We start from the raw sequence: 19,266 nt of genomic DNA on the forward strand, positions 1-19,266 counted from the left end.
CCAGGCTGCGATCCCGCCCATCGACGACGATGGCGCGCACGGCAGGAGAACGATTTGTGAGCGAGAGTCTGGTCATCCGTCTGGGGACCAATGCGCAGCAGCCGGTGCACTGGCTGGTATGGTCGACGCAGGAGCAGGAGATCATCGCCTCCGGCACCCTGGCCTCGGCCCATGCCCTGGGTGAGCTGCAGGAGCGCGCCGGTGGCCGCCCCGTGGTGACCCTGGTGCCCGGCAGCGATCTCATCTTCCGGCGGGTCAGCCTGCCGGGCAAATACAACCGTCAGAGTGCGGCGGCGCTGCCCTACCTGCTGGAGGAGCAGATCGCCTCAGACGTGGACGCCCTGCACCTGGTGGTGCTCGGTCATCAGGGCAACGAGGTGGACCTGATGGCGGTGGACAAGGCCAAGATGCAGGCCTGGCTCGGCTGGTTGCAGCAGGCGGGGCTCAAGACCCTGCAACTGCTGCCGGACGTGCTGGCCTTGCCCCTGGCGGCCGAGGGCTGGTCCGCCCTGCAACTGGGGGAGGAGTGGCTGCTGCGCCAGGGTCCCCGTCAGGGCATAGTGGCGGAAGAGTCCCTGCTGGCCCTGCTGCTGGCCACCCAGGCCGAGCCCGTCACCATCCACAGTCATACACCGCCACCGGCCATGGCCGGTGACAACTGGCTGCCGGCGGATCCCGAGCTGCCCATGCTGTTGCTGGCCAAGGGGGCGATCGCCTGCCAGGCGAATCTGCTGCAGGGGAAGTATCGTCCCCAGACCGAATACGCCCGTTACTGGTTGCAGTGGCGCAAGGTGGCCGTGGTGGCCGGCTTGCTGCTGCTGGTGGCCCTGACCCAGAGAGGCGTGCATCTCTATCAGCTGGCGGAGCAGGACAAGGCGCTCAAGGCCGAGATCCGGCAGGTCTATACCCGGATCTTCCCGGGGGAGAGCCGGATCGTCAACGTGCGCAGCCAGATGGCCCAGCATCTCAAGCTGCTGGGACAGGCACCCCAGGACGGGGTCCTGCTGCTGTTGACCGAGCTGGCTCCCGTGTTCGCCGAGGTGCCCGGTCTCAAGCCCGAGGTGCTGCGCTTCGATGCGGCCAGGGGCGAACTCAGGCTGCAGGTCACCGCCCCCGGCTTCACCGAGATAGAGCGTTTCCGCGAGCTGGCGGGCAAGCACTTCGAGGTGCAGCAGGGAGAGGTGCGCAGCACAGAGGGCAAGGTCGAGGGGGCGCTGGTGCTCAAGGGTAAATCATCATGATGGACAAACTGCAAGGCTGGTGGCGTGGCATCAGCACCCGTGAACAGCGGCTGGTGGCGGTAGGGGGCGGCATCTTGCTGGTCGGGCTCTGCTACTGGGCCATCTGGCAACCTGTGGCCAATCGCATCGCCGAGCGGGAGCGGCAGGTGATCAACCAGCAGCAGACCCTAGCCTGGTTGAAGGAGAAGGGCCAGGAGGTGCTGGCGATGCAGGGCAGCCAGGGTCGTCAGATAGACACCAGCGGCACCCTGGACGGGGTGGTGAACCGCACCGCCTTCAACCAGAAGATCAAGATCGCGCGCCTGCAGCCCCAGGGGCAGGAGTTGCAGGTGTGGATCGACACGGTCCCCTTCGACGATCTGCTGCTCTGGCTCGCGACCCTGTCGGATCAGCACGGGGTACAGGTGCAGATCATCGAGGTGGCCCGGGAGAATCTGGCGCCGGGCCTGGTCAAGGTAAGACGTTTACAGCTGAGTCGTCCCGAATGAAGCATAGAGTTCTAATCCCGGTCATCTTTCTGGTGACCTATCTCGTCTTCCTGCTGGTGCAACTGCCCGCTGCCCTGGTGGTCCGTTATCTGCCGCTGCCCGCCAATCTGGTGCGGCTTGAGGGAGTGAGCGGCACCCTCTGGAGCGGCCAGATAGCCCGGCTGCAATACGCCAGCGAATCCCTGACCCAGCTGCGCTGGGATCTCAACGGCTGGTCCCTGCTGCGCCTCGCCCCCGAGGCCTCTGTGCGTTTCGGGGACAGGGCGGGTCTCAACGGTCAGGGGATTATCGGCTGGAATGGCGCCGCCTTCGGTCGCGACATCACCTTCAATGCGCCTGCCCCCTGGTTGCTGGAGCGGGTGCCCATGCGCCTGCCCTTCCCGCTGACGGCGGCGGGCCAGTTGCAGCTCAAGGTGGATCAGTTTGCCCAGGGCAACCCCTGGTGCGATCAGCTCTATGGCAATCTCTACTGGTACGGGGCCGAGGCCGGCACCCCGGCGGGCAAGCTGGCGCTGGGGGATCCCGAGGCCAAGTTGACCTGCCTGGATTCCCGCCTGGTGGCCGAGCTCAAGCAGGGCTCGGAGGCGGTGCAGGTGGTGGGCAAGCTGGAGTTGCAGGCCAATCGTCAGTACCTGTTCCAGGGCAGTCTCAAACCGGGTCCTGAGCTGCCGGATCAGATGAGGCAGGGTCTGCCCTTCCTCGGTCAGCCTGACGGTCAGGGGCGCTTCCCCCTGCGCTATCAGGGCCGGATCTGAGGCGCTTGTCGATACAAGACACCCCGCTCTTGCGGGGTGTCTTGTTATGGGGTGGGGGAAGAGGTGCCGGTATCCGGTGTCGGGGCCGTGATCAGATGATTGAGGAAGTAACCGAACAGCTCCGCCTGTGAGCCGATGCGCAGCTTGCCGTAGAGGTGCTTGCGGTGATTCTTCACCGTGCCGCTGCCTATCCCCAGGGTGGCGGCTATGGTCTCGGCATCCTGTCCCTGCAGCAGCAGGGTGGCCACCTGTCGCTCCCGCCGGGTCAGCAGCTCGGCCCCCAGGCTGTCCATTCCCTCGTCGATGGCCTGCCTGAGGCTGGCGCCGTCCGGCCTGGTGCCATCACCCTTGGCGGCGCTCTGGGCCAACCAGGGGGTCGCTTGCCGCCAGTGCTGGCGACAGAGGGCGTGCAGTAGGGGGAAGATCTCGTCCAGCCTGGCCCGCTCCCCCTGGCTCAGGGCCCGGCGTTTGGCGAGGCGGCCGAGAAACAGCACTAGGGTGAGGCCGGGGTGGATGGGCAGGACCAGCCCCACCTCCTCCTGCCAGCCGGTGGCCTCATAGAAGCGTCGGCGATAGTCGGGATCCAGCGGGCCACGGGTGACCTCGGCCAGGGTCCAGACCCCGGCACTCAGCCCGTTGCCCAGCGCCTGCATGAAGGGATCCTGGCCGAAGTGACCGGCGAGGTAGCGATCGAACAGCAGATCCCGCTGGTGGCTGAGGTTGTCGTAGAGGTAGACGGGCCGCTTCCCCACCCCAAGCAGCAGGGCGCAGTCGAATGCCACCCGCTGCTGGATGAGGCGCACCATGGCGGCCGGGAAGGCCGGGCCGTGGAGGGCCTCTATGGTGTCGGTCAGGGCGCGGGTATGGGCGGGGCTGGTCATGGGCTGGGGATCTCTGCTGGGGCTGGGTCCGATAGGCCCCATGCTAGCACGGCAGTGAGAAAACTGTCCCCAGAGGGACATATCCGCGGGGGGACGCCGGAGGGAGGATAGGGGCTTTTCCTCTGCCGCTGGAGCGCCCATGACTGACTCTCACCTGCTCGATGACTTGATGGCCCGCGGGCTTGTCGCCCAGAACTCCGGCCCCGAGGCCCTGGCTGCCCACCTGGCGGAGCCGCGCACCCTCTATTGCGGCTTCGATCCCACCGCCGGCAGCCTGCACATCGGCCATCTGGTGCCGCTCCTGATGCTGCGCCGCTTCCAGCTGGCCGGTCACAGGCCGGTGGCCCTGGTGGGGGGCGCCACCGGCCTCATCGGGGATCCCAGCTTCAAGGCCACCGAGCGCACGCTCAACAGCGGCGAAACCGTGCAGGGCTGGGTCGCCAGCCTGTCGGCCCAGATAGCCGCTCTGCTGCCGGCGAGTGACGGCCTGGCGGCGCCGCAGTTGGTGAACAACGCGGACTGGATGGGGCAGATGTCGGCCCTGGATTTTCTGCGGGATGTGGGCAAACACTTCTCCGTCAACGCCATGTTGGCGCGGGAGTCGGTGCGCCAGCGTCTCGCCCGCCCGGATCAGGGCATCTCCTTCACCGAGTTCTCCTACGCCCTGCTGCAATCCCAGGACTTCGCCGTGCTGCACGAGCGGCTCGGCTGCACCCTGCAGATCGGCGGTAACGATCAGTGGGGCAACATCACCGGCGGCATGGATCTCACCCGCCGTCTGCAACGGGCCCAGGTGTTCGGCATGACCCTGCCACTCATCACCAAGGCGGACGGCACCAAGTTCGGCAAGACGGAGGGGGGCGCCATCTGGCTGGATCCGGCCCTCACCTCGCCCTATGCCTTCTACCAGTTCTGGCTCGGTACCGCGGACGAGGATGTGTATCGCTTCCTGCGCTACTACAGCTTTATGCCGCTCTCTGCCATCGAGGCGCTGGAGGCCGAGGATGCGGAGCGTCAGGGGCGCAAGCGGGCGCCCCAGGTGCTGGCGGACGAGCTGACTGCCCTGGTGCACGGCGAGGCCGCGCTCGCCCAGGCGCGGGCCATCAGCGAACTGCTGTTCAGCGGCCGGGTGGCGGAACTCGACGAGGGGCCGCTGGCGCAGCTGGCCGCTGGCGGCCTGCCGACCACGGCCTGGCAGGTCGACGGGGAGCTGGCGGCCCTGCTGGTGGCGACCGGGCTAGCCGGCTCCAGGCGGATTGCCCGCGAGCTGCTGGCCGCCGGTGCCATCAGCCTCAACGGCCGACTGGCGGAGGGGGGCGAGCTGGTGGAGGGGGACTGGCGCTTTGGCCGCTACCTGCTGCTGCGCCGGGGCAAGAAGCAGTACCATCTGGTGCTGCGCTCCTAGAGGGCCAAGTTTTCCATCAACTAGGTGTTGATAATGGATCTGTTGATGTCGCTGGCCCACCCAGCTCGCGGATCACGTAGTCGAGGAAGTGGGTGATGAGGGCCGAGTCGGCGCGCCTCTGGGTGTAGAGGGCGTAGAAGTGCGCCCCCTTGGGCCGGTAGGCGGGCAGCACCTCGCACACCGAACCCGATGCCAGCTCATCGGCCACCAGATAGCGGGGCAGGCGGGCGATGCCGAGCCCCTGAGCCATCGCCATCCGGATCGACTTCTTGTTGCTGAAGGCGAGCTCCCCGGCTACCTCCAGGAGGATCTCCTTGCCCTGGTGGAGCAGGGTCCAGTGCTCGCGGCGACCGTAGTCCTGGCTGCGGGTGATGAGGCTGTGATGTTGCAGATCCTGGGGATGCGCCAGGGGCGGATGTGCAGCCAGGTAGGCCTCGCTCGCGCAGAGCACCAGATCGTCCTGGACGATGGGACGCGCCAGATAGGGTTCACTGCGCAGCACTGTGCTGCGAAAGGCGACGTGCAGGTTGTCCCGCACCAGGTCGGCGACATGGTTGGAGAAGTCGGCGATGATCCGCACCTCGGGGTGGCTGGCGCGAAAGCGCAGCAACACCGGGGTCAGCACCACCTCCCCCCAGAGATCCGGCGCCGTGATCCTGAGCTCGCCGCAGAGGCTATGGCGACGCCGTTGCAGACCGTCGAGCAACTCCTCGTGCAGGGCCACCATCTGGTCGGCCTGCTGGCAGGCCAGCTTGCCCGCATCGGTCAGTTGTACCCGGCGGGTGGTGCGGCTGAGCAGCACGGCCCCCAGGCTCTGCTCCAGATGGCGCAGATCCTTGGAGGCCTTGCTCGGGGTGATGCCGAGGTGGCTGGCGGCCGCTGCGAAGGAGCCGAAGCGGGCGATGGCGAGCAGCAGTCGCATCAGATAGAGGGTGTCGAGCTTGTGGTTATCCATGGGATCTCTTATTGAATCCTGTTGGGAATGAGTGTCTTTCTTTTCGGCCTGATTATGTCTTTAAGGGCTGGGATTATAGTGGCGTCAACGAGGCACAGATGCCAGGAGAAAGACCATGATCCCGATGTTGAATGACGAATTCCACTTTGTGCGGGCCGGGCTGCGGCTCAAGAATCGGGCCGTGCTGGCCCCGCTGACCCACAACATGAGCGCCGACAATGGGGATCCCAGCCGGGCGGAGCTCGACTGGCTGGCCCGCTGCGCCGAGGGAGGCTTTGGCTTGCTCATCGGTGCCGCGACCCAGGTGCAGACTGGGGGGCGCTGCTGGCCCGGACAACCGGCCCTGATGACGGATGCCCAGCAGTCGGCCTTTGCAAGGCTGGCGCAGAGCGCCGAGGAAAACGGCGCCCTGGCGCTGATCCAGCTTCACCACGGTGGGGTCCGTGCCCAGCCCGAGCTGAACGGCACTGCTCCGGTCGGCCCCAGCGCCATGGCCCCGGGTGGCCGCTATCCGTTCGGGGTCGAGGCACTGACGGAGGCGGATATCCTCCGGCTCATCGATGCCTTCGTGGGGGCCGCCGAGCGTGCCCATGGGGCCGGCCTGCACGGGATCGAGCTCCATGCCGCTCACAACTTCCTGCTCTGCAACTTCCTCAATCCCCTGCTGAACCGACGGGAAGATGGCTGGGGGGGCAACCTGGCCGGGCGGGCAAGGCTCCTGATCGCCATAGTGCGGGGGATCCGGGCCCGGCTGCCGAAGCGCTTCCTCATCGGGGTGCGGCTCTCACCGGAGAGCTATGCCCATATCGAGGGGATCCGGCTCGCCAACCAGCTGGCGCTGGCCGAGTTGCTGGCGGAGGAGGAGATCGACTACCTGCACTTCTCCATGGGGGACAGCTTCAAGGCGGCGAACGAGGATCCCGACGGGGGCTCCCTGCTGGCGGCGGTGCGAGCCGGGGTCGGGGGGCGGGTGCCGCTCATGGTGGCGGGCCGGATCCGGGACGCCGAGTCCGCCCGGCTGGCCCTGGCCGGCGGCGCGGACCTGGTGGCGGTGGGGGCGGCGGCCATCGGCAACCCGGACTGGATGCAGAGGGTGAGCCGGGCCCAGCCGCTGCGCCAGCCTCCCTTTGGGACGGCCCTGCTGACGGAGCTTGGCTTCACCGATCGCGCCCTGGATTACCTCGGCAGCCTGCCGGGCCTGGTGGCTCGGGCCGAGTGTGAGGAGGTGCTATGAGCGACTGGGCCCTGCTCTGGATGTTCGTCCCCACCTTCTTCCTCATCTCCGTCTCCCCCGGTCTGTGCATGATGCTGGCCATGAGTGTCGGCGCCAGTCTGGGGCTGAGGCAAACCCTCTGGGTCATCGCCGGGGAGCTGCTCGGGGTGGCCCTAATCGCGCTGACCGCATTGCTGGGCTACACCCGGGTACTGGTGGAACACCCGGCCCTGCTGCAGGGCTTCAAGTACGGCGGTGCCCTCTATCTGCTCTGGCTGGGGGTCATGGGCCTGCGCCCAGGCCCGGGCGACGGGCCCGTCCCCGAGGTGGACAGGGGGCGAGCCGGCCTGCTGCTGCGGGGCTTCACCGTGGCCATCTCCAACCCCAAGTCCTGGCTCTTCATGATGACCCTGCTGCCCCCCTTTATCAGCCCGGATCTGGATGTCGGCCGTCAGACCCTGGCCTTCGTCGCCGTGATAGTGCTCATCGAGTGCGTCAATCTGCTGCTCTACGCCTACGGCGGACAGAGCGCGCACCGCCTGTTGCAGGGGCGGGGAAGGGGCAATCTGCTCGGGCGCATCTCGGCCCTGCTGATGATGGGCATCGCCCTCTACTGGCTGCTGGGGTGAGTGAAGAGGGGGAAGCGGCCGTGCACGGCCGCCTCCCTTCAGGCCATGAGGGGCAGCAGCTCGGCGTAATCCTTGAGAGCCGGGAAGCGCTGGAACTGCAGGGGCGGCATGGCGCTGTCCGGCTGGTGGATGCCGAGCTGGTGGGCGATGCCGTAGTCGGCGGAGGCGACCAGGATCCGCTCGCTGTCGTCGATGAAGAGGGTGCGGGCGGGAGCGAAGGGCAGGCGTCCTGCCAGGGCCTGCCAGCAGTGCTGACTCTCCTTCGACCAGCCGAGCTCGTGGGTGCTGACGATCTCGTCTAGATGCTTATCGAGTCCGAGTCGTTCGATTTTGACCGCCAGGCTGGCCGGGTGGGCGTTGGTGAACAGGACACGGCGCTTGCCGGCGGCGTTGAGGGCGGCGAGAAACGCGATGGCGTTGGGGCGCCACTGGATCTTCTCCAGGATCTCCTGCTTCATCCCCCGGATGTCGAGCGCCAGAGTCTGGCTCCAGTAGTCCACGCAGTACCAGTCGAGGGTCCCCGCCACCGCCTCGTAGTGGGCGTCGATGCGGCGCTTCGCCTCGTCTTGCGCCAGGCCGTGGCGCTCGGCATAACGCGTCGGCACCAGGGTTTGCCACAGATGGCTGTCAAACTGCAGGTCGATCAGGGTGCCATCCATGTCGAGCAGAACCGTGTCTATCTGGTGCCAGGGGAGGGAAGCGGGCATGGATCATCCTTCGTATCGTGTGGAAAGCGGAAAGGGCGGCATTATAACGGATTTTTTAGGCACCTTTAGCGCCCTTGCCCCGTGGTGTTCGTTCGGTGAGTCGTTTACTCTTGAAGCACGATTTTTTAACGAGCAACACCCCCCATGAGTGAGCACCACAAGAGCAAGCCCGAACACATTCGTGTGGAGATGATCGCTCACGACAAGCCCAAGCCGGCGATCCTCAAGGCCGAGATAGTGGCCGAGAGCCGGCTGTTCAAGGTGGAATCCCTGCACCTCCAGTTCTCCAACGGGGAGGAGCGCGTCTACGAGCGCATGCGCGGGGGCAACCGGGGGGCCGTCATGGTGGTGCCCATGCTGGATGCGCACACCTTGCTGCTGGTGCGCGAATACGCGGCGGGCACCCACTCCTACGAGCTCGGCTTCCCCAAGGGGCTGATCGATCCGGGGGAGAACGCCCTCGAGGCGGGCAACCGTGAGCTGATGGAGGAGGCGGGCTTCGGCGCCCGCGAGCTGGTGCCCCTCAAGCAGGTCTCCCTCGCCCCCGGTTACTTCTCCAGCCGCATGGACATCTTGCTGGCACGGGATCTCTACCCCGAGCAGCGCATCGGCGACGAGCCCGAGCCCCTGGAGGTGATCCCTTGGCCCCTCGACCGGATCGATGAATTGTTGGCGCGACCCGACTTTACCGAGTCGCGCAGCATCAGCGCCCTGCTGCTGGCCCAGAAGTGGCTGGCGGAGCAGGGAAATGAGCGCCCCTAGGGCGCAGTGTGTAGAAAACAGAGGTAGCGAGATGCAGGAGCTGTTGGCCTGGGTGCCTGGGGTCAAGGAGATAGCCCGCGAAGCGGGGCGGATCCTTCACGAAATCTATCACGGCGGTCAATTCGAGCGTCAGCTGAAGGAGGATGCGACCCCGGTCACCAGTGCCGATCTTGCTGCCGATGCCTACCTCAAACAGGCGCTGTCGGCGCTCACCCCCCATATCCCCGTGTTGACCGAAGAGGCGGCGGACGTGCCTTTCAGCCAGCGGGCAAACTGGCGCCAGTACTGGCTGGTGGATCCCCTGGACGGCACCGGCGAGTTCATCGCCGGCAGCGGCGACTTCGCCACCCTGATCGCCCTGGTGCAGGACAACGTACCCGTGCTCGGGGTCATCTATGCGCCGGAGTCCGACGTGCTCTACTGGGCGGTGCGTGGCCATGGCGCCTTCAAGGAGGCTGGGGGGGAGGTCTATCCTATCAGCGCCATGCACCACGAACACGATCAGCCGGACGCCCTGGTGGTGGCCATCAGCCGTCGCCAGAAGTTGGAGCGACTGACCCGCCGCCTCAACCCGGCCATCAACTACGAGCTGATCCCGCTCGGTTCCAGCTCCCTCAAGTCCTGTCTGGTGGCGGAGGGGGCCGCCGACTGCTACGTGCGCCTCGGCCCCACCGGCGAGTGGGACACGGCCGCCGCCCAGTGCATCGTCGAGGCGGCCGGGGGGCGCATCCTCAGCCTGGCGCTGCAGCCCCTCAGCTACAACGAAACGGAGTCGCTGGAGAACCCGGACTTCATCGTGATGGGGGATCCGGATCTCGCCTGGGGCAAGATCCTGGTCAGCTGACGGGGCCGGGATCCCGCAGCCGACATCGCAAAGGGCGGCCTCAGGGTCGCCCTTTGCATTAGCGCGATCCTCTGCCGTTATCGGACTTTGACAGGGATATTCGCTGGCAAATGCGAGTCGTGGCAGTGGATCATCACACTTATCCAGGATGGAATGGTGGGTGGTTTCATGTAATTCTGTAAATGCTCGTTCTGTCAAAATAAAAAATCAGACTGATCGTGAATTTTGGTTTTATGTATCGTAAAAATCCTGATGTCAGGATATATGGAATTACATACTCCGATTATCCAGCCCAATCTCACTGGCTTGGCCGCTCTTTGGCAGTGAGATCTGCCAGTTCCGATTTTTGAGAATTAAATTCTGAAAGAGCACAATTATTTCAGTTTTAAATACTGACAATAAGTGAATTACCGATGAGTTTATCTGCAGAGGTCACAACGGAGCTATCCGGTTCCCGATCCGTCGCCGCCCACACCGGCTGGCGTCGTCACGACACTCACTGGGTCATCAGCCTGTTTGGCACCGCCGTCGGCGCCGGCATCCTGTTCCTGCCCATCAACCTGGGGCTAGGCGGGATCTGGCCCCTGGTCATCGTCGCCGTGCTGGCGGGTCCCATGACCTTCCTGGCCCACCGTGGCCTGGCGCGCTTCGTGCTCTCCTCCTCTCGCCCCCAGGCGGATTTCACCGAGGTGGCGGAAGAGCATTTCGGCAAGATGGCCGGCCGCCTCATCTCGGCGCTCTATTTTCTCTCCATCTTCCCCATCCTGCTCATCTACGGTGTCGGCCTGACCAACACGGTGGAGAGCTTCATGGTCAACCAGCTCGGCATGGCCACCCCGAACCGGGTGATGCTCTCCGGCGTGCTGGTGTTCGCCATGATTGCGGTGATGCTGGCCGGTGAGAAGGCCATGCTGCGGGCCTTCGCCTTCATGGTCTACCCGCTGGCGGCCATACTGGCGGCCCTCTCTGTCTATCTCATCCCCCAGTGGCACTGGCCGGAAATGGTGGCCTTCGGGGGGGCCAGCTTCCTCAACACCGTCTGGCTGGCGCTGCCGGTGACGGTATTCGCCTTCAGCCACGCCGCCGCCATCTCCGGCTTTGCCAACGTGCAGCGCCGGGAGTACGGCGAGCAGGCGGAGGCCAAGAGCGGCCTCATACTGCGCAACACCACAATCATGCTGGTGGGCTTCGTGTTGTTCTTCGTCTTCTCCTGCGTGCTGAGCCTCTCCCCGGCCCAGCTGGCGGAGGCCAAGGCGCAAAACGTCTCAGTGCTCTCCTATCTCGCGAACATCACAGACAACCCTGTGATCATCACCCTGGGGCCGCTCATCGCCTTTATCGCCATCAGCTCCTCCTTCCTCGGCCATTTCCTGGGGGCCCGCGAGAGCCTCAAGACCCTGATCGCCAAGCCCACCGGCCTGTCGCTGGCCAAGGCGGACAGGATCGGCATCGCCCTGATGTTCTTCGCCATCTGGGGGGCTGCGGTCATCAACCCCGGCATCCTCGGCCTGATGGAGACCCTCTCCGGCCCCGTCATCGCCATGATCCTCTTCATCATGCCGGTGGTGGCCATCTACAAGGTGGAGGCACTGGCTCGCTTCCGTCAGGGCTGGGCCAACGGCTTCATCCTGCTGACCGGAGCGCTGGCGGTGTCGGCGCTACTGTTCAGCCTGCTGAAGTAACGGACGGCCTCTTGTGGGAGGCAGAAATACACAGAGAGGCGACCCCGGGGTCGCCTCTCTTGTTTTATTCGACTGAGTTTTTTCTATCGGGGGCTTAGCCCAGCTTGGCGCCGTTCTCCACCGCCCGCTCCGGGATGGCCATCACCACGGCTCCGTCCGGCCGGTAGAAGCCGGTGAGCAGAAACTCCGACTGGAAGGGGCCTATCTGCTTGGTGGGGAAGTTCACCACGGCCACTATCTGGCGGCCCACCAGATCGTCCGGTTGATAGAGGTCGGTTATCTGGGCGCTGCTCTTGCGCACCCCGATCTCGGGGCCGAAGTCCGCCCACACCTTGTAGGCGGGCTTGCGCGCCTCGGGGAAGGGTTCGACCCTCACCAGGGTGCCGACTCTCAGCTCCACCATCTCGAAATCCTGCCAGCTTATGGTCTGCATCTTGGCTCCTTATCTTGCCTGTTTAGCGCGATGCTCAGCATGCCCGAACCACCGTCGTCTTGTCTTCGGTGCAGAGCCGATCCGTTATGGCAACTGGCCGTTTTGTTGGCGCCAGAGGGACGGGGTCAGGCCGGTCTCGGTGAGGAAGCGTTCGGCGAAGGCCCCCTGATCCTGGTAACCGCAGCGGCAGGCTATCTCGCCGATGGGAAGGGCTGTCTGGGCCAGCAGGGTGCGGGCCAGCGTCATGCGCCGCTGCCGGATGTAGTGGGAGACGCTCATGCCCAGCTGCTGGCGAAAGGCGTGCTTGAACTGGCTCTGGCCGAGGCAGGCGAGGGCGGCGAGGCGCTCGTTGCCGAGGGGCTCGGCGAGGTGGGCTTCGATATGGCGCTGTACCCTGAGGATGCGGGGGGAGACAGGGGCGGCGGCGTTCTGGCCCTCGGCCAGCAGGTTCAGCCAGATCTGCTCCATCCCCGCCACGTGGCGACCCTGTGCCACCATCTGGCGCAGGAAGGCAAGGTAGTGGCGCTGGGGCTCGTCCAGCTCGATAAAGGGGCGCTCGGTGAGGGGGGCCGGCAGCCATTGGCTCTCCTGCACCAGGAAGGAGAGGGTCGGATCGGCGGCGTAATCGTGACGCTCCCCCGGCACTATGATGCAGGCAAACCCGGGGGGAAGGCGCCGACCCCTGCCCTGCACCTCTATCTCGATGGGACCGTCCAGGGGGATCACCAGCTGGGCGAAGTCGTGGCTGTGACTGCTCACATCGTGCTGATAGCGGCGCAGGCTGAAGGGAAGGGGAGTGGATGACAATGACGCGGCCAGGGGCCGCGTCATTGAGGGGGGAGGACTCTTCGCCATCTGCTCGGCAGATTATTCGGCGTCGTAGTCTTCGATTTCCTTGCCGAGCGCTTCCATGATGGCGCGCGCCTCGGCAGGGACGCTGTCCGGGTGATCCTTGCGCAGATCCTCGTCACCGGGCAGCGGCTGGCCGGTAAAGGCGTGCAGGAAGGCTTCACAGAGCAGCTCGCTGTTGGTCGCATGACGCAGGTTGTTCACCTGGCGACGGGTGCGCTCATCGGTCAGCACCTTCAGCACCTTGAGCGGGATCGAGACCGTAATCTTCTTGACCTGTTCGCTCTTCTTGCCGTGTTCCGCATAGGGGCTGACGTAGTCGCCGTTCCACTCTGTTCCCATGATCCACCTGTTCTCATTTGGTCGTGAGCGCGGATTTTAACCCTTAAGGAATTCAATGGCAATCCAACAGCAAAGCCATTTAGACGTCCAGAAGTGTTGACGGCTTTTTTGTGCTGACGTAAGGTGGTTCACCATAGGCCAGCAATGGCAGGCTGGTCGTGGCAGAGGTGCGGCGACTATCCCCCAGCGACAGTTCAAGGAGAGAGTGACATGACCCACAAGGCCACCCTGGCGGTACGTACCGGCATTGAGACAGATACCCAGCACGGCGCCGTGGTGCCGCCCATCTACCTCTCCAGCAACTACACCTTCGCCGATTTCGGCGAGCCGCGCACCTACGATTATGCCCGCTCCGGCAACCCGACCCGCACCAACCTGGCGGACGCCCTGGCGGCCCTGGAAGGGGGGGCTGGCGCCGTGGTGACCGGCACCGGCATGGGGGCCGTGCACCTGGTGACGACTGCCCTGCTCAAGGCCGGCGATCTGCTGATCGCCCCCCACGATTGCTACGGCGGTACCTGGCGCCTGTTCGAATACCTGGCGGCCAAGGGCCACTATCGGGTGCAGTTCGTGGATCAGGGGGACGAGGTGGCGTTGGCCGAGGCGCTTTCCCAGAAACCGGCGCTGGTGTGGGTGGAGACCCCCTCCAACCCCCTGCTGCGGGTGGTGAACGTGGCCGCCATCGCCGCCGCCTCCCACGAGGTGGGCGCCCAGGTGGTGGTGGACAACACCTTCCTCTCGCCTCTGTTGCAGCAGCCCCTGACCCTGGGCGCCGATGTGGTGGTGCATTCCACCACCAAGTACATCAACGGCCACTCAGACGTGGTGGGCGGCGTCGCCATCGCCAAGGAGGCCGTCCTGGCCGAATCCCTGGTGTGGTGGGCCAATTGCCTGGGACTGACCTCGGGGGCGTTTGATTCCTACCTCACCCTGCGGGGCCTGCGCACCCTGGCGCCGCGCCTGCGCACCCATCAGGAGAACACGGACAGGATCCTCGCCTTCCTGCAGCAACAGCCCCTGGTGAAGACGATTTATCACCCCAGCCTGCCGAGCCATCCGGGCCACGAGATTGCGCGTCGTCAACAGTCTGGCTTCGGCGCCATGCTAAGTTTTGAACTCGATTGCAACGAGGCGGGGCTGCGTACCTTCCTGGCGGCCCTCGAGCTCTTCTCGGTGGCCGAATCACTCGGCGGGGTGGAGAGTCTGGTGGCCCATCCCGCCAGCATGACCCACAGGGCCATGACCCCGGCGGCGCAACAGGCGGCGGGCATCAGCGCCCAGCTGCTGCGCCTGTCGGTCGGCATAGAACACGGTGAAGACCTGGTGGCCGACCTGGCCCGGGCATTTGAACAAGCAGCACTGGCAGAACAGGTGAAGTAAATGGAACAGCAGCAAGGAGAGGTAGCGGTGGCAGCAGAAGCGGTACTGAAGCGGCGCCATGTGCACAAGTTTGGCGGCAGCAGCCTGGCGGATCCCGTCTGTTATCGCCGGGTGGCCAGCATAGTCGAGCAGCAGCCGGGTGGTCATGAGCTGATTGTGGTCTCCGCCGCCGGCAAGACCACCAACCGGCTGATCCAGCTGGTGGAGCTGGCCGAAGCGGGTGACGAGGCCGCCGGTGAAGCCATCACGGCCCTGCACGCCTATCAGCAGAGCCTGATCGACGGCCTGCTGGAGGGGGATCTGCAGCTCGACTTGAGCAAGCAGCTCGCCGACGATCTGCAGCTGATCGCCAAGACCCTGGAGGGGCAGTTCGATCGCTTCGAGCGAAACGGCCTGCTCGCCTTCGGCGAGGTCTGGTCTGCGCGCCTGTTGGCCGCCCTGCTCAGCAGCCGTGGCGAGCCCGCCATCTGGCTCGATGCCCGCAGCTTCCTGCGCGCGGAAGACGGCGCCCTGGTCAAGGTGGATACCGCCATCTCCAGCGAGCTGCTCAAGGCCCGCCTCGCGGAACATGCCGGCCGCATCGTCGTGACCGGCTTTATCGCCGCGGATCTGGAGGGGCGCTCCCTGCTGCTCGGCCGCAACGGATCCGACTACAGCGCCAGCCTGTTGGCGGCGCTGGCGGATGGCGAGTCCACCACCATCTGGAGCGATGTGGCCGGTGTCTACAGCGCGGATCCGCGCCGGGTGAAGGAGGCGCGCCTGCTGGAGCGCCTGAGCCTGGCCGAGGCCAACGAGCTGGCCCGTCTCGGCTCCTCGGTGCTGCATTCGCGCACCCTGCAGCCGGTGGCAGACAGCCGCCAGCGTCTTACCCTGCGTTGCAGCTACAACCCGGACGAGGGTTGCACCCATATACTGCGCCGGGCACCGCGTTCCGGCGGCGCCCGCATCGTCTCCTCGGTGGATCAGATAGCGCTGATCGAGTTGAAGGTGTTGCCCCAGACCGGCTTCGAGCAGACGGTGGCGGCCATCGAGGCTCATCTGGCCCGCCATCGCCTCAACCCGCTGACCCTGCAGCGCCAGCCGGATCGGCGGGTGCTGCGTCTCGCCTACACGCTCGAGGTGGCACAAGGGGCCTTCGAGGTGCTGCGAGACTTCCAGCTGCAAGGCAACTTCACCGGCCTCATCCAGAAGGAGGGCTTCAGCCTGGTGGCCCTGGTGGGCGCCGGCGTCACCGACAACGCCGAGCAGTGCCACCGTTTCTATCAGCTGTTGGCGGATCAACCCCTGGAGTTCGTGCAGGTGGCCAGAGACGGCCTGAGCCTGGTTGCCGTGCTGCGCCAGGTGGTGCTGGAACCCCTGCTCATCGCCCTGCACAGCGCCCTGTTCAGCCGCCCGACCCGGGTCGGGCTTGTGGTGTTCGGCAAGGGCAACATAGGCGGCCACTGGCTCAGCCTCTACGCCCGCGAGAAGGCGCGGCTCGAACACGATCTCAACCTGGCCCTCACCCTGTACGGGGTGTTCGACTCCAAGGGCGGCCTGCTGGACGAGGAGGGACTGGCTCCCCTCAAGGTGCGGGACAAGTTCGATCCCAAGCCCCTCATCTGGCCCGAGCTGCTGGGTCAGCTGGAACAGCACGGCTTCGATACCCTGATAGCGCTCGACATGACTGCCAGCGAGACGGTGAGCCGCTACTACCCGGACTTCGCCCAGCTCGGCATTCACATCATCGCCGCCAACAAGTTTGCTGGCGCCGCCGAGAGCGAGTTCTACCAGCGCATCAAGCAGACCTGCCGGGATCATCAGGTGCAGTGGCGCTACAACGCCACCGTCGGCGCCGGCCTGCCCATCCAGTCCAGCATCCAGATGCTGCGCCAGAGCGGCGATCGCATCCAGAGCGTGTCGGGCATCTTCTCCGGCACCCTCTCCTGGCTGTTCCAGCAGTATGACGGCAGCCGCCCCTTCTCTGAGCTGGTGGACGAGGCCTGGCAGCACGGCCTGACCGAGCCGGATCCGCGCGAAGATCTCTCCGGTCAGGATGTGCGTCGCAAGCTCTTGATCCTGGCGCGGGAGGCGGGTTTCGAGCTGGATTCCGCCGACATCGAGCTGGAAAACCTGGTGCCCGTGCCTCTGCGCAAGGTGACCACGGATCAGTTCATGGACCGCCTCAAGGAGCTGGATGCCCCCATCCAGAGTGCGTTCGAGGGCGCGCAGCGGGTCGGCAAGGTGCTGCGCTACGTGGCCCGCTTCGAGCACGACGGCAAGGCGCGGGTCGGGCTGGAGACCCTGGAGCCCCACCATCCGTTCGCGAACCTGCTGCCCTGTGACAACGTGTTCGCCATCGAGAGTGACAGCTATCGCACCAACCCCCTGGTTATTCAGGGGCCGGGGGCGGGGCGCGAGGTGACGGCGGCGGCGATCCAGTATGATCTGTGGCAGATCTGCGCCAGCCTGTGATGGTTAAGAGCAATTGAAGAAGAGGCGCCCTTGGGCGCCTCTTCTGTGTGTATCGCTGGATGGAGTGACAGGGGGGCGTTACCAGAGCACTTTGCCCAGCAGGGGGGCGAGCAGCACGGTCGCCATGCCGGCGATCATCATCACCATGCTGGAGACCACCCCCTCCTCGTTACCCATCTGGTACGCCTTGGCGGTGCCGGCGCCATGGGCGGAGGCGCCAAAACCGGCCCCCTTGCCGAGGCGGCTGCGAATGGCGAGCACCGCCAGCACGCTCTCACCGACCGCCATGCCGATCACCCCGGTCAGCACCACGAACAGGGCGGTGAGATCGGCGTTGCCCCCCACGGATCGGGTCGCCTCCACCGCGAAGGGGGTGGTGATGGATCGCATGGCCATGCTGCGTTGTAGCAGATCCGGCAGCTCCAGCCAGCGGGCCAGCAGCACTGTGCTGCCTACCGCCATGATGACGGAGGCGATGACCCCCACAGAGAGCGACAACCAGTGGCGACGCATCAGCATGCGGTTCTCGTAGACGGGCACCGCGAAGGCGACGGTGGCGGGCCCCAGCAGCCAGAGCAGCCAGTGGGACTCGGCCATGTAGTCCTGATAGGGGATCTTGAACAGCATGACCACGGCCACCAGCAGGGCGGGGGCCAGCAGCAGGGGCATCAGCGGCAGTATGCGCTTGCGGGCATAGAGCCACTTGCTGGCATAGTAGAACAGCAGGGTGAGGGCGAAGCAGAGCAGGCCGAGCAGGGTATCAGACATGACGGCGACTCCGGCGGGCCAGCATGAGTTCGAAGCGGTAGACTCTGTCCACCACCAGGGCGGTAGTGCCAAGCACCAATATTGTGCTGATGACCAGCACCAACATGATGCGCCACCCCTCTTGAAGCAGCAGATCCTGATAGTTGACCACGGCCACCACGGCGGGGACGAAGAACAGCAGCATCTCCGCCAGCAGCCAGCGGGCGCCGGCGCTGAACCACTGGGCCTTGACCACCCCGAGCAGGATGCAGGCGAGCAGCAGCAGCATGCCGGTGAGGTTGGCGGGCAGGGGCAGGTGCAGGGTGCGCACGGCTGTGTCCGCCAGCAGCCAGATGCCGGCCAGCAGGACGATTTGGAAGACGGTTTGCAGCCAGTTGAGGCAGAAGGTTTTCATGATGGAGGTCTGTCTGTGAATCTGATCACAGTATAAGAGGGTGGTAAACCTGCAAAAAATGAATTTAAATTATGAAAAATATGCCAATTAGGCATTATTTAGATTCCACCACCACGAGCCCCACCATGGATATCCGAGCCCTGCGTTACTTCGTCGAACTGGTGCGGGAGCAGAGCTTCACCCGCGCCTCCGAGAAGCTGTTCGTCACCCAGCCCACCATCAGCAAAATGATCCGCAACATGGAGGAGGAGCTGGGCCAGCCTCTGCTGAACCGGGAGGGGCACAGTTTCACCCTGACCGACAGCGGCCAGGTGCTGTTCACCCACGGCCAGCTGGTGCTGGCCCAGATGCAGCAGTTGGAGGCGGAGCTTGCCGACTTGCAGAGCCTGCAGCACGGGCGCCTCGCCCTCGGCATACCGCCCATGGTGGGTCACGTCTACGCGGATCTCATCCGCGCCTATCGCAGCCGCTACCCCAAAGTGGAGCTCTCCATCGTCGAATACGGCGGGCGGCGCATCGAGCAGGCGGTGCTGGAGGGGGAGCTGGATCTCGCCATTACCATGCTGCCGACCAAGGAAGAGGGGGCACTGAGCGCCCTGGAGCTGGATTGCTATCCCATCCAGGTGGTGCTGCCTGACTTGCCCCGCTGGCGGGATCGAGCCGAGATCCGGCTTGGGGACCTGAAAGAGGAGCCGTTTTTGCTCTACACCCAGGCCTTCACCCTGAGCGAGCGGTTGGAGCAGGCGTGTCAGCAGGCGGGCTTCACCCCCCAGGTGGCGGCGCGCAGCAGTCAGTGGGATTTTCTCACCGCCATGGTGCGAAGCGGCATGGGGGTCGCCTTCCTGCCCGAGCCCATCTGCCGGCGGCTGACCCCGGACGGCCTGGTGCTGAGGCCGCTTCGTCCCGAGCTCAGCTGGCGGCTCGGGGTGATCTGGCCGGCCAAGCGCTACCTCTCCCGCACCGCCGAGGCCTGGCTCGAGCTGTGCCGTGAGAGTCAGTCTGTCGCGGCTCCCTGAGCCGCAAACGCGAGCATGGGGCCGTGCTTTGCCTCATAGCTAGGTGGCCGAGACACGTCTCGCCAAGC

The 19,266-nt window shown here is 65.4% G+C and carries 20 protein-coding genes; 12 read left to right on the forward strand and 8 right to left on the reverse strand.

Features of this window, described 5'->3' with window-relative positions; translation table 11 throughout:
* Positions 1-56: 56 nt before the first annotated feature.
* From exeL to exeN, 3 genes are read left to right on the forward strand one after another with little or no spacing between them, the layout of a single operon-like run.
* Positions 57-1,241: a GspL family type II secretion system protein ExeL gene (gene exeL, locus ACT5M9_RS14940; RefSeq protein WP_457982248.1), complete on the forward strand. Its 1,185-nt coding sequence runs from the start codon at positions 57-59 to the stop codon at positions 1,239-1,241.
* Positions 1,238-1,729, forward strand: a complete 492-nt coding sequence (exeM, locus tag ACT5M9_RS14945; protein WP_457982249.1) for a GspM family type II secretion system protein ExeM — start codon at positions 1,238-1,240, stop codon at positions 1,727-1,729. The genes exeL and exeM overlap by 4 nt, the downstream gene beginning before the upstream one ends.
* Positions 1,726-2,484 carry a GspN family type II secretion system protein ExeN gene (gene exeN / locus ACT5M9_RS14950; RefSeq protein ID WP_457982251.1) on the forward strand — a complete coding sequence of 253 codons (759 nt, stop codon included), beginning with the start codon at positions 1,726-1,728 and terminating at the stop codon, positions 2,482-2,484. The genes exeM and exeN overlap by 4 nt, the downstream gene beginning before the upstream one ends.
* A 44-nt stretch (positions 2,485-2,528) precedes the next feature.
* Here exeN and ACT5M9_RS14955 read toward each other — a convergent pair whose 3' ends face one another.
* Positions 2,529-3,365 (reverse strand): helix-turn-helix transcriptional regulator, encoded by an 837-nt coding sequence (locus ACT5M9_RS14955; protein ID WP_457982252.1) that lies wholly within the window; start codon positions 3,363-3,365, stop codon positions 2,529-2,531.
* Positions 3,366-3,504: 139 nt separating this feature from the next.
* Between ACT5M9_RS14955 and tyrS the strand changes: the two genes are divergently transcribed.
* The gene (gene tyrS / locus ACT5M9_RS14960; protein ID WP_457982253.1) at positions 3,505-4,770 is read left to right on the forward strand and encodes a tyrosine--tRNA ligase; all 1,266 of its coding nucleotides are present in this window, start codon (positions 3,505-3,507) and stop codon (positions 4,768-4,770) included.
* A 16-nt stretch (positions 4,771-4,786) separates the two neighbouring features.
* On the opposite strand, the gene ACT5M9_RS14965 is transcribed toward tyrS, so the two are convergent.
* Positions 4,787-5,725 (reverse strand): LysR family transcriptional regulator, encoded by a 939-nt coding sequence (locus ACT5M9_RS14965; protein WP_457982254.1) that lies wholly within the window; start codon positions 5,723-5,725, stop codon positions 4,787-4,789.
* 115 nt (positions 5,726-5,840) lie between these two features.
* Here ACT5M9_RS14965 and ACT5M9_RS14970 point away from each other — a divergent pair, with 115 nt between their 5' ends.
* Together ACT5M9_RS14970 and ACT5M9_RS14975 are read left to right on the forward strand one after the other, a co-directional pair.
* A complete protein-coding gene (locus ACT5M9_RS14970) occupies positions 5,841-6,959 on the forward strand; it encodes an oxidoreductase (protein ID WP_457982255.1) in 1,119 nt (372 codons plus the stop codon).
* Complete coding sequence (locus tag ACT5M9_RS14975) at positions 6,956-7,567, forward strand: LysE family translocator (protein WP_457982256.1); 612 nt, start codon at positions 6,956-6,958, stop codon at positions 7,565-7,567. Before ACT5M9_RS14970 ends, ACT5M9_RS14975 begins: the two co-directional genes overlap by 4 nt.
* 38 nt (positions 7,568-7,605) lie before the next feature.
* On the opposite strand, the gene yrfG is transcribed toward ACT5M9_RS14975, so the two are convergent.
* Positions 7,606-8,274, reverse strand: a complete 669-nt coding sequence (gene yrfG, locus ACT5M9_RS14980; RefSeq protein WP_457982257.1) for a GMP/IMP nucleotidase — start codon at positions 8,272-8,274, stop codon at positions 7,606-7,608.
* 144 nt (positions 8,275-8,418) lie between these two features.
* Between yrfG and nudE the strand changes: the two genes are divergently transcribed.
* The 3 genes from nudE to ACT5M9_RS14995 all read left to right on the forward strand — a co-directional run bounded on the left by nudE (position 8,419) and on the right by ACT5M9_RS14995 (position 11,562).
* A complete protein-coding gene (gene nudE, locus ACT5M9_RS14985) occupies positions 8,419-9,036 on the forward strand; it encodes an ADP compounds hydrolase NudE (RefSeq protein ID WP_457982259.1) in 618 nt (205 codons plus the stop codon).
* Between the two features lie 31 nt (positions 9,037-9,067).
* Positions 9,068-9,880: a 3'(2'),5'-bisphosphate nucleotidase CysQ gene (gene cysQ / locus ACT5M9_RS14990; protein WP_457982260.1), complete on the forward strand. Its 813-nt coding sequence runs from the start codon at positions 9,068-9,070 to the stop codon at positions 9,878-9,880.
* 413 nt (positions 9,881-10,293) lie between these two features.
* Positions 10,294-11,562 (forward strand): aromatic amino acid transport family protein, encoded by a 1,269-nt coding sequence (locus ACT5M9_RS14995; RefSeq protein ID WP_457982262.1) that lies wholly within the window; start codon positions 10,294-10,296, stop codon positions 11,560-11,562.
* Between the two features lie 94 nt (positions 11,563-11,656).
* Here the strand turns inward: ACT5M9_RS14995 and ACT5M9_RS15000 are convergent, their stop codons facing one another.
* The 3 genes from ACT5M9_RS15000 to metJ form a co-directional block, all read right to left on the reverse strand.
* Positions 11,657-11,995, reverse strand: a complete 339-nt coding sequence (locus ACT5M9_RS15000; RefSeq protein ID WP_434665533.1) for a tRNA-binding protein — start codon at positions 11,993-11,995, stop codon at positions 11,657-11,659.
* 84 nt (positions 11,996-12,079) lie between these two features.
* The gene (locus tag ACT5M9_RS15005; protein WP_457982263.1) at positions 12,080-12,826 is read right to left on the reverse strand and encodes a helix-turn-helix domain-containing protein; all 747 of its coding nucleotides are present in this window, start codon (positions 12,824-12,826) and stop codon (positions 12,080-12,082) included.
* 36 nt (positions 12,827-12,862) lie between these two features.
* Positions 12,863-13,186: a met regulon transcriptional regulator MetJ gene (gene metJ, locus ACT5M9_RS15010; RefSeq protein ID WP_438549277.1), complete on the reverse strand. Its 324-nt coding sequence runs from the start codon at positions 13,184-13,186 to the stop codon at positions 12,863-12,865.
* Positions 13,187-13,396: 210 nt separating this feature from the next.
* Here metJ and metB point away from each other — a divergent pair, with 210 nt between their 5' ends.
* Positions 13,397-14,566 (forward strand): cystathionine gamma-synthase, encoded by a 1,170-nt coding sequence (gene metB, locus ACT5M9_RS15015; protein ID WP_457982265.1) that lies wholly within the window; start codon positions 13,397-13,399, stop codon positions 14,564-14,566.
* A complete protein-coding gene (gene metL / locus ACT5M9_RS15020) occupies positions 14,567-17,020 on the forward strand; it encodes a bifunctional aspartate kinase/homoserine dehydrogenase II (RefSeq protein WP_457982267.1) in 2,454 nt (817 codons plus the stop codon).
* Positions 17,021-17,098: 78 nt separating this feature from the next.
* Here metL and ACT5M9_RS15025 read toward each other — a convergent pair whose 3' ends face one another.
* Together ACT5M9_RS15025 and ACT5M9_RS15030 are read right to left on the reverse strand one after the other, a co-directional pair.
* Positions 17,099-17,788 (reverse strand): LrgB family protein, encoded by a 690-nt coding sequence (locus ACT5M9_RS15025; RefSeq protein ID WP_100861559.1) that lies wholly within the window; start codon positions 17,786-17,788, stop codon positions 17,099-17,101.
* Positions 17,781-18,182 (reverse strand): CidA/LrgA family protein, encoded by a 402-nt coding sequence (locus ACT5M9_RS15030; RefSeq protein ID WP_457982269.1) that lies wholly within the window; start codon positions 18,180-18,182, stop codon positions 17,781-17,783. Before ACT5M9_RS15030 ends, ACT5M9_RS15025 begins: the two co-directional genes overlap by 8 nt.
* Before the next feature lie 125 nt (positions 18,183-18,307).
* On the opposite strand from ACT5M9_RS15030, the gene ACT5M9_RS15035 reads away from it, so the two are divergent.
* Entirely contained in the window at positions 18,308-19,198 is an 891-nt protein-coding gene (locus ACT5M9_RS15035) for a LysR family transcriptional regulator (RefSeq protein WP_457982270.1), read from the forward strand.
* The last annotated feature ends 68 nt before the right edge of the window (positions 19,199-19,266 follow it).

Source organism: Aeromonas sp. AE23HZ002T15, assembly GCF_054165525.2.

Coding starts and splice junctions, on each gene's coding strand:
- exeM (WP_457982249.1), top strand. CDS start 1,238: ATGATGGACAAACTGCAAGGCTGGTGGCGTGGCATCAGCACCCGTGAA.
- exeN (WP_457982251.1), top strand. CDS start 1,726: ATGAAGCATAGAGTTCTAATCCCGGTCATCTTTCTGGTGACCTATCTC.
- ACT5M9_RS14955 (WP_457982252.1), bottom strand. CDS start 3,365: ATGACCAGCCCCGCCCATACCCGCGCCCTGACCGACACCATAGAGGCC.
- tyrS (WP_457982253.1), top strand. CDS start 3,505: ATGACTGACTCTCACCTGCTCGATGACTTGATGGCCCGCGGGCTTGTC.
- ACT5M9_RS14965 (WP_457982254.1), bottom strand. CDS start 5,725: ATGGATAACCACAAGCTCGACACCCTCTATCTGATGCGACTGCTGCTC.
- ACT5M9_RS14970 (WP_457982255.1), top strand. CDS start 5,841: ATGATCCCGATGTTGAATGACGAATTCCACTTTGTGCGGGCCGGGCTG.
- ACT5M9_RS14975 (WP_457982256.1), top strand. CDS start 6,956: ATGAGCGACTGGGCCCTGCTCTGGATGTTCGTCCCCACCTTCTTCCTC.
- yrfG (WP_457982257.1), bottom strand. CDS start 8,274: ATGCCCGCTTCCCTCCCCTGGCACCAGATAGACACGGTTCTGCTCGAC.
- nudE (WP_457982259.1), top strand. CDS start 8,419: ATGAGTGAGCACCACAAGAGCAAGCCCGAACACATTCGTGTGGAGATG.
- cysQ (WP_457982260.1), top strand. CDS start 9,068: ATGCAGGAGCTGTTGGCCTGGGTGCCTGGGGTCAAGGAGATAGCCCGC.
- ACT5M9_RS14995 (WP_457982262.1), top strand. CDS start 10,294: ATGAGTTTATCTGCAGAGGTCACAACGGAGCTATCCGGTTCCCGATCC.
- ACT5M9_RS15000 (WP_434665533.1), bottom strand. CDS start 11,995: ATGCAGACCATAAGCTGGCAGGATTTCGAGATGGTGGAGCTGAGAGTC.
- ACT5M9_RS15005 (WP_457982263.1), bottom strand. CDS start 12,826: ATGACGCGGCCCCTGGCCGCGTCATTGTCATCCACTCCCCTTCCCTTC.
- metJ (WP_438549277.1), bottom strand. CDS start 13,186: ATGGGAACAGAGTGGAACGGCGACTACGTCAGCCCCTATGCGGAACAC.
- metB (WP_457982265.1), top strand. CDS start 13,397: ATGACCCACAAGGCCACCCTGGCGGTACGTACCGGCATTGAGACAGAT.
- metL (WP_457982267.1), top strand. CDS start 14,567: ATGGAACAGCAGCAAGGAGAGGTAGCGGTGGCAGCAGAAGCGGTACTG.
- ACT5M9_RS15025 (WP_100861559.1), bottom strand. CDS start 17,788: ATGTCTGATACCCTGCTCGGCCTGCTCTGCTTCGCCCTCACCCTGCTG.
- ACT5M9_RS15030 (WP_457982269.1), bottom strand. CDS start 18,182: ATGAAAACCTTCTGCCTCAACTGGCTGCAAACCGTCTTCCAAATCGTC.
- ACT5M9_RS15035 (WP_457982270.1), top strand. CDS start 18,308: ATGGATATCCGAGCCCTGCGTTACTTCGTCGAACTGGTGCGGGAGCAG.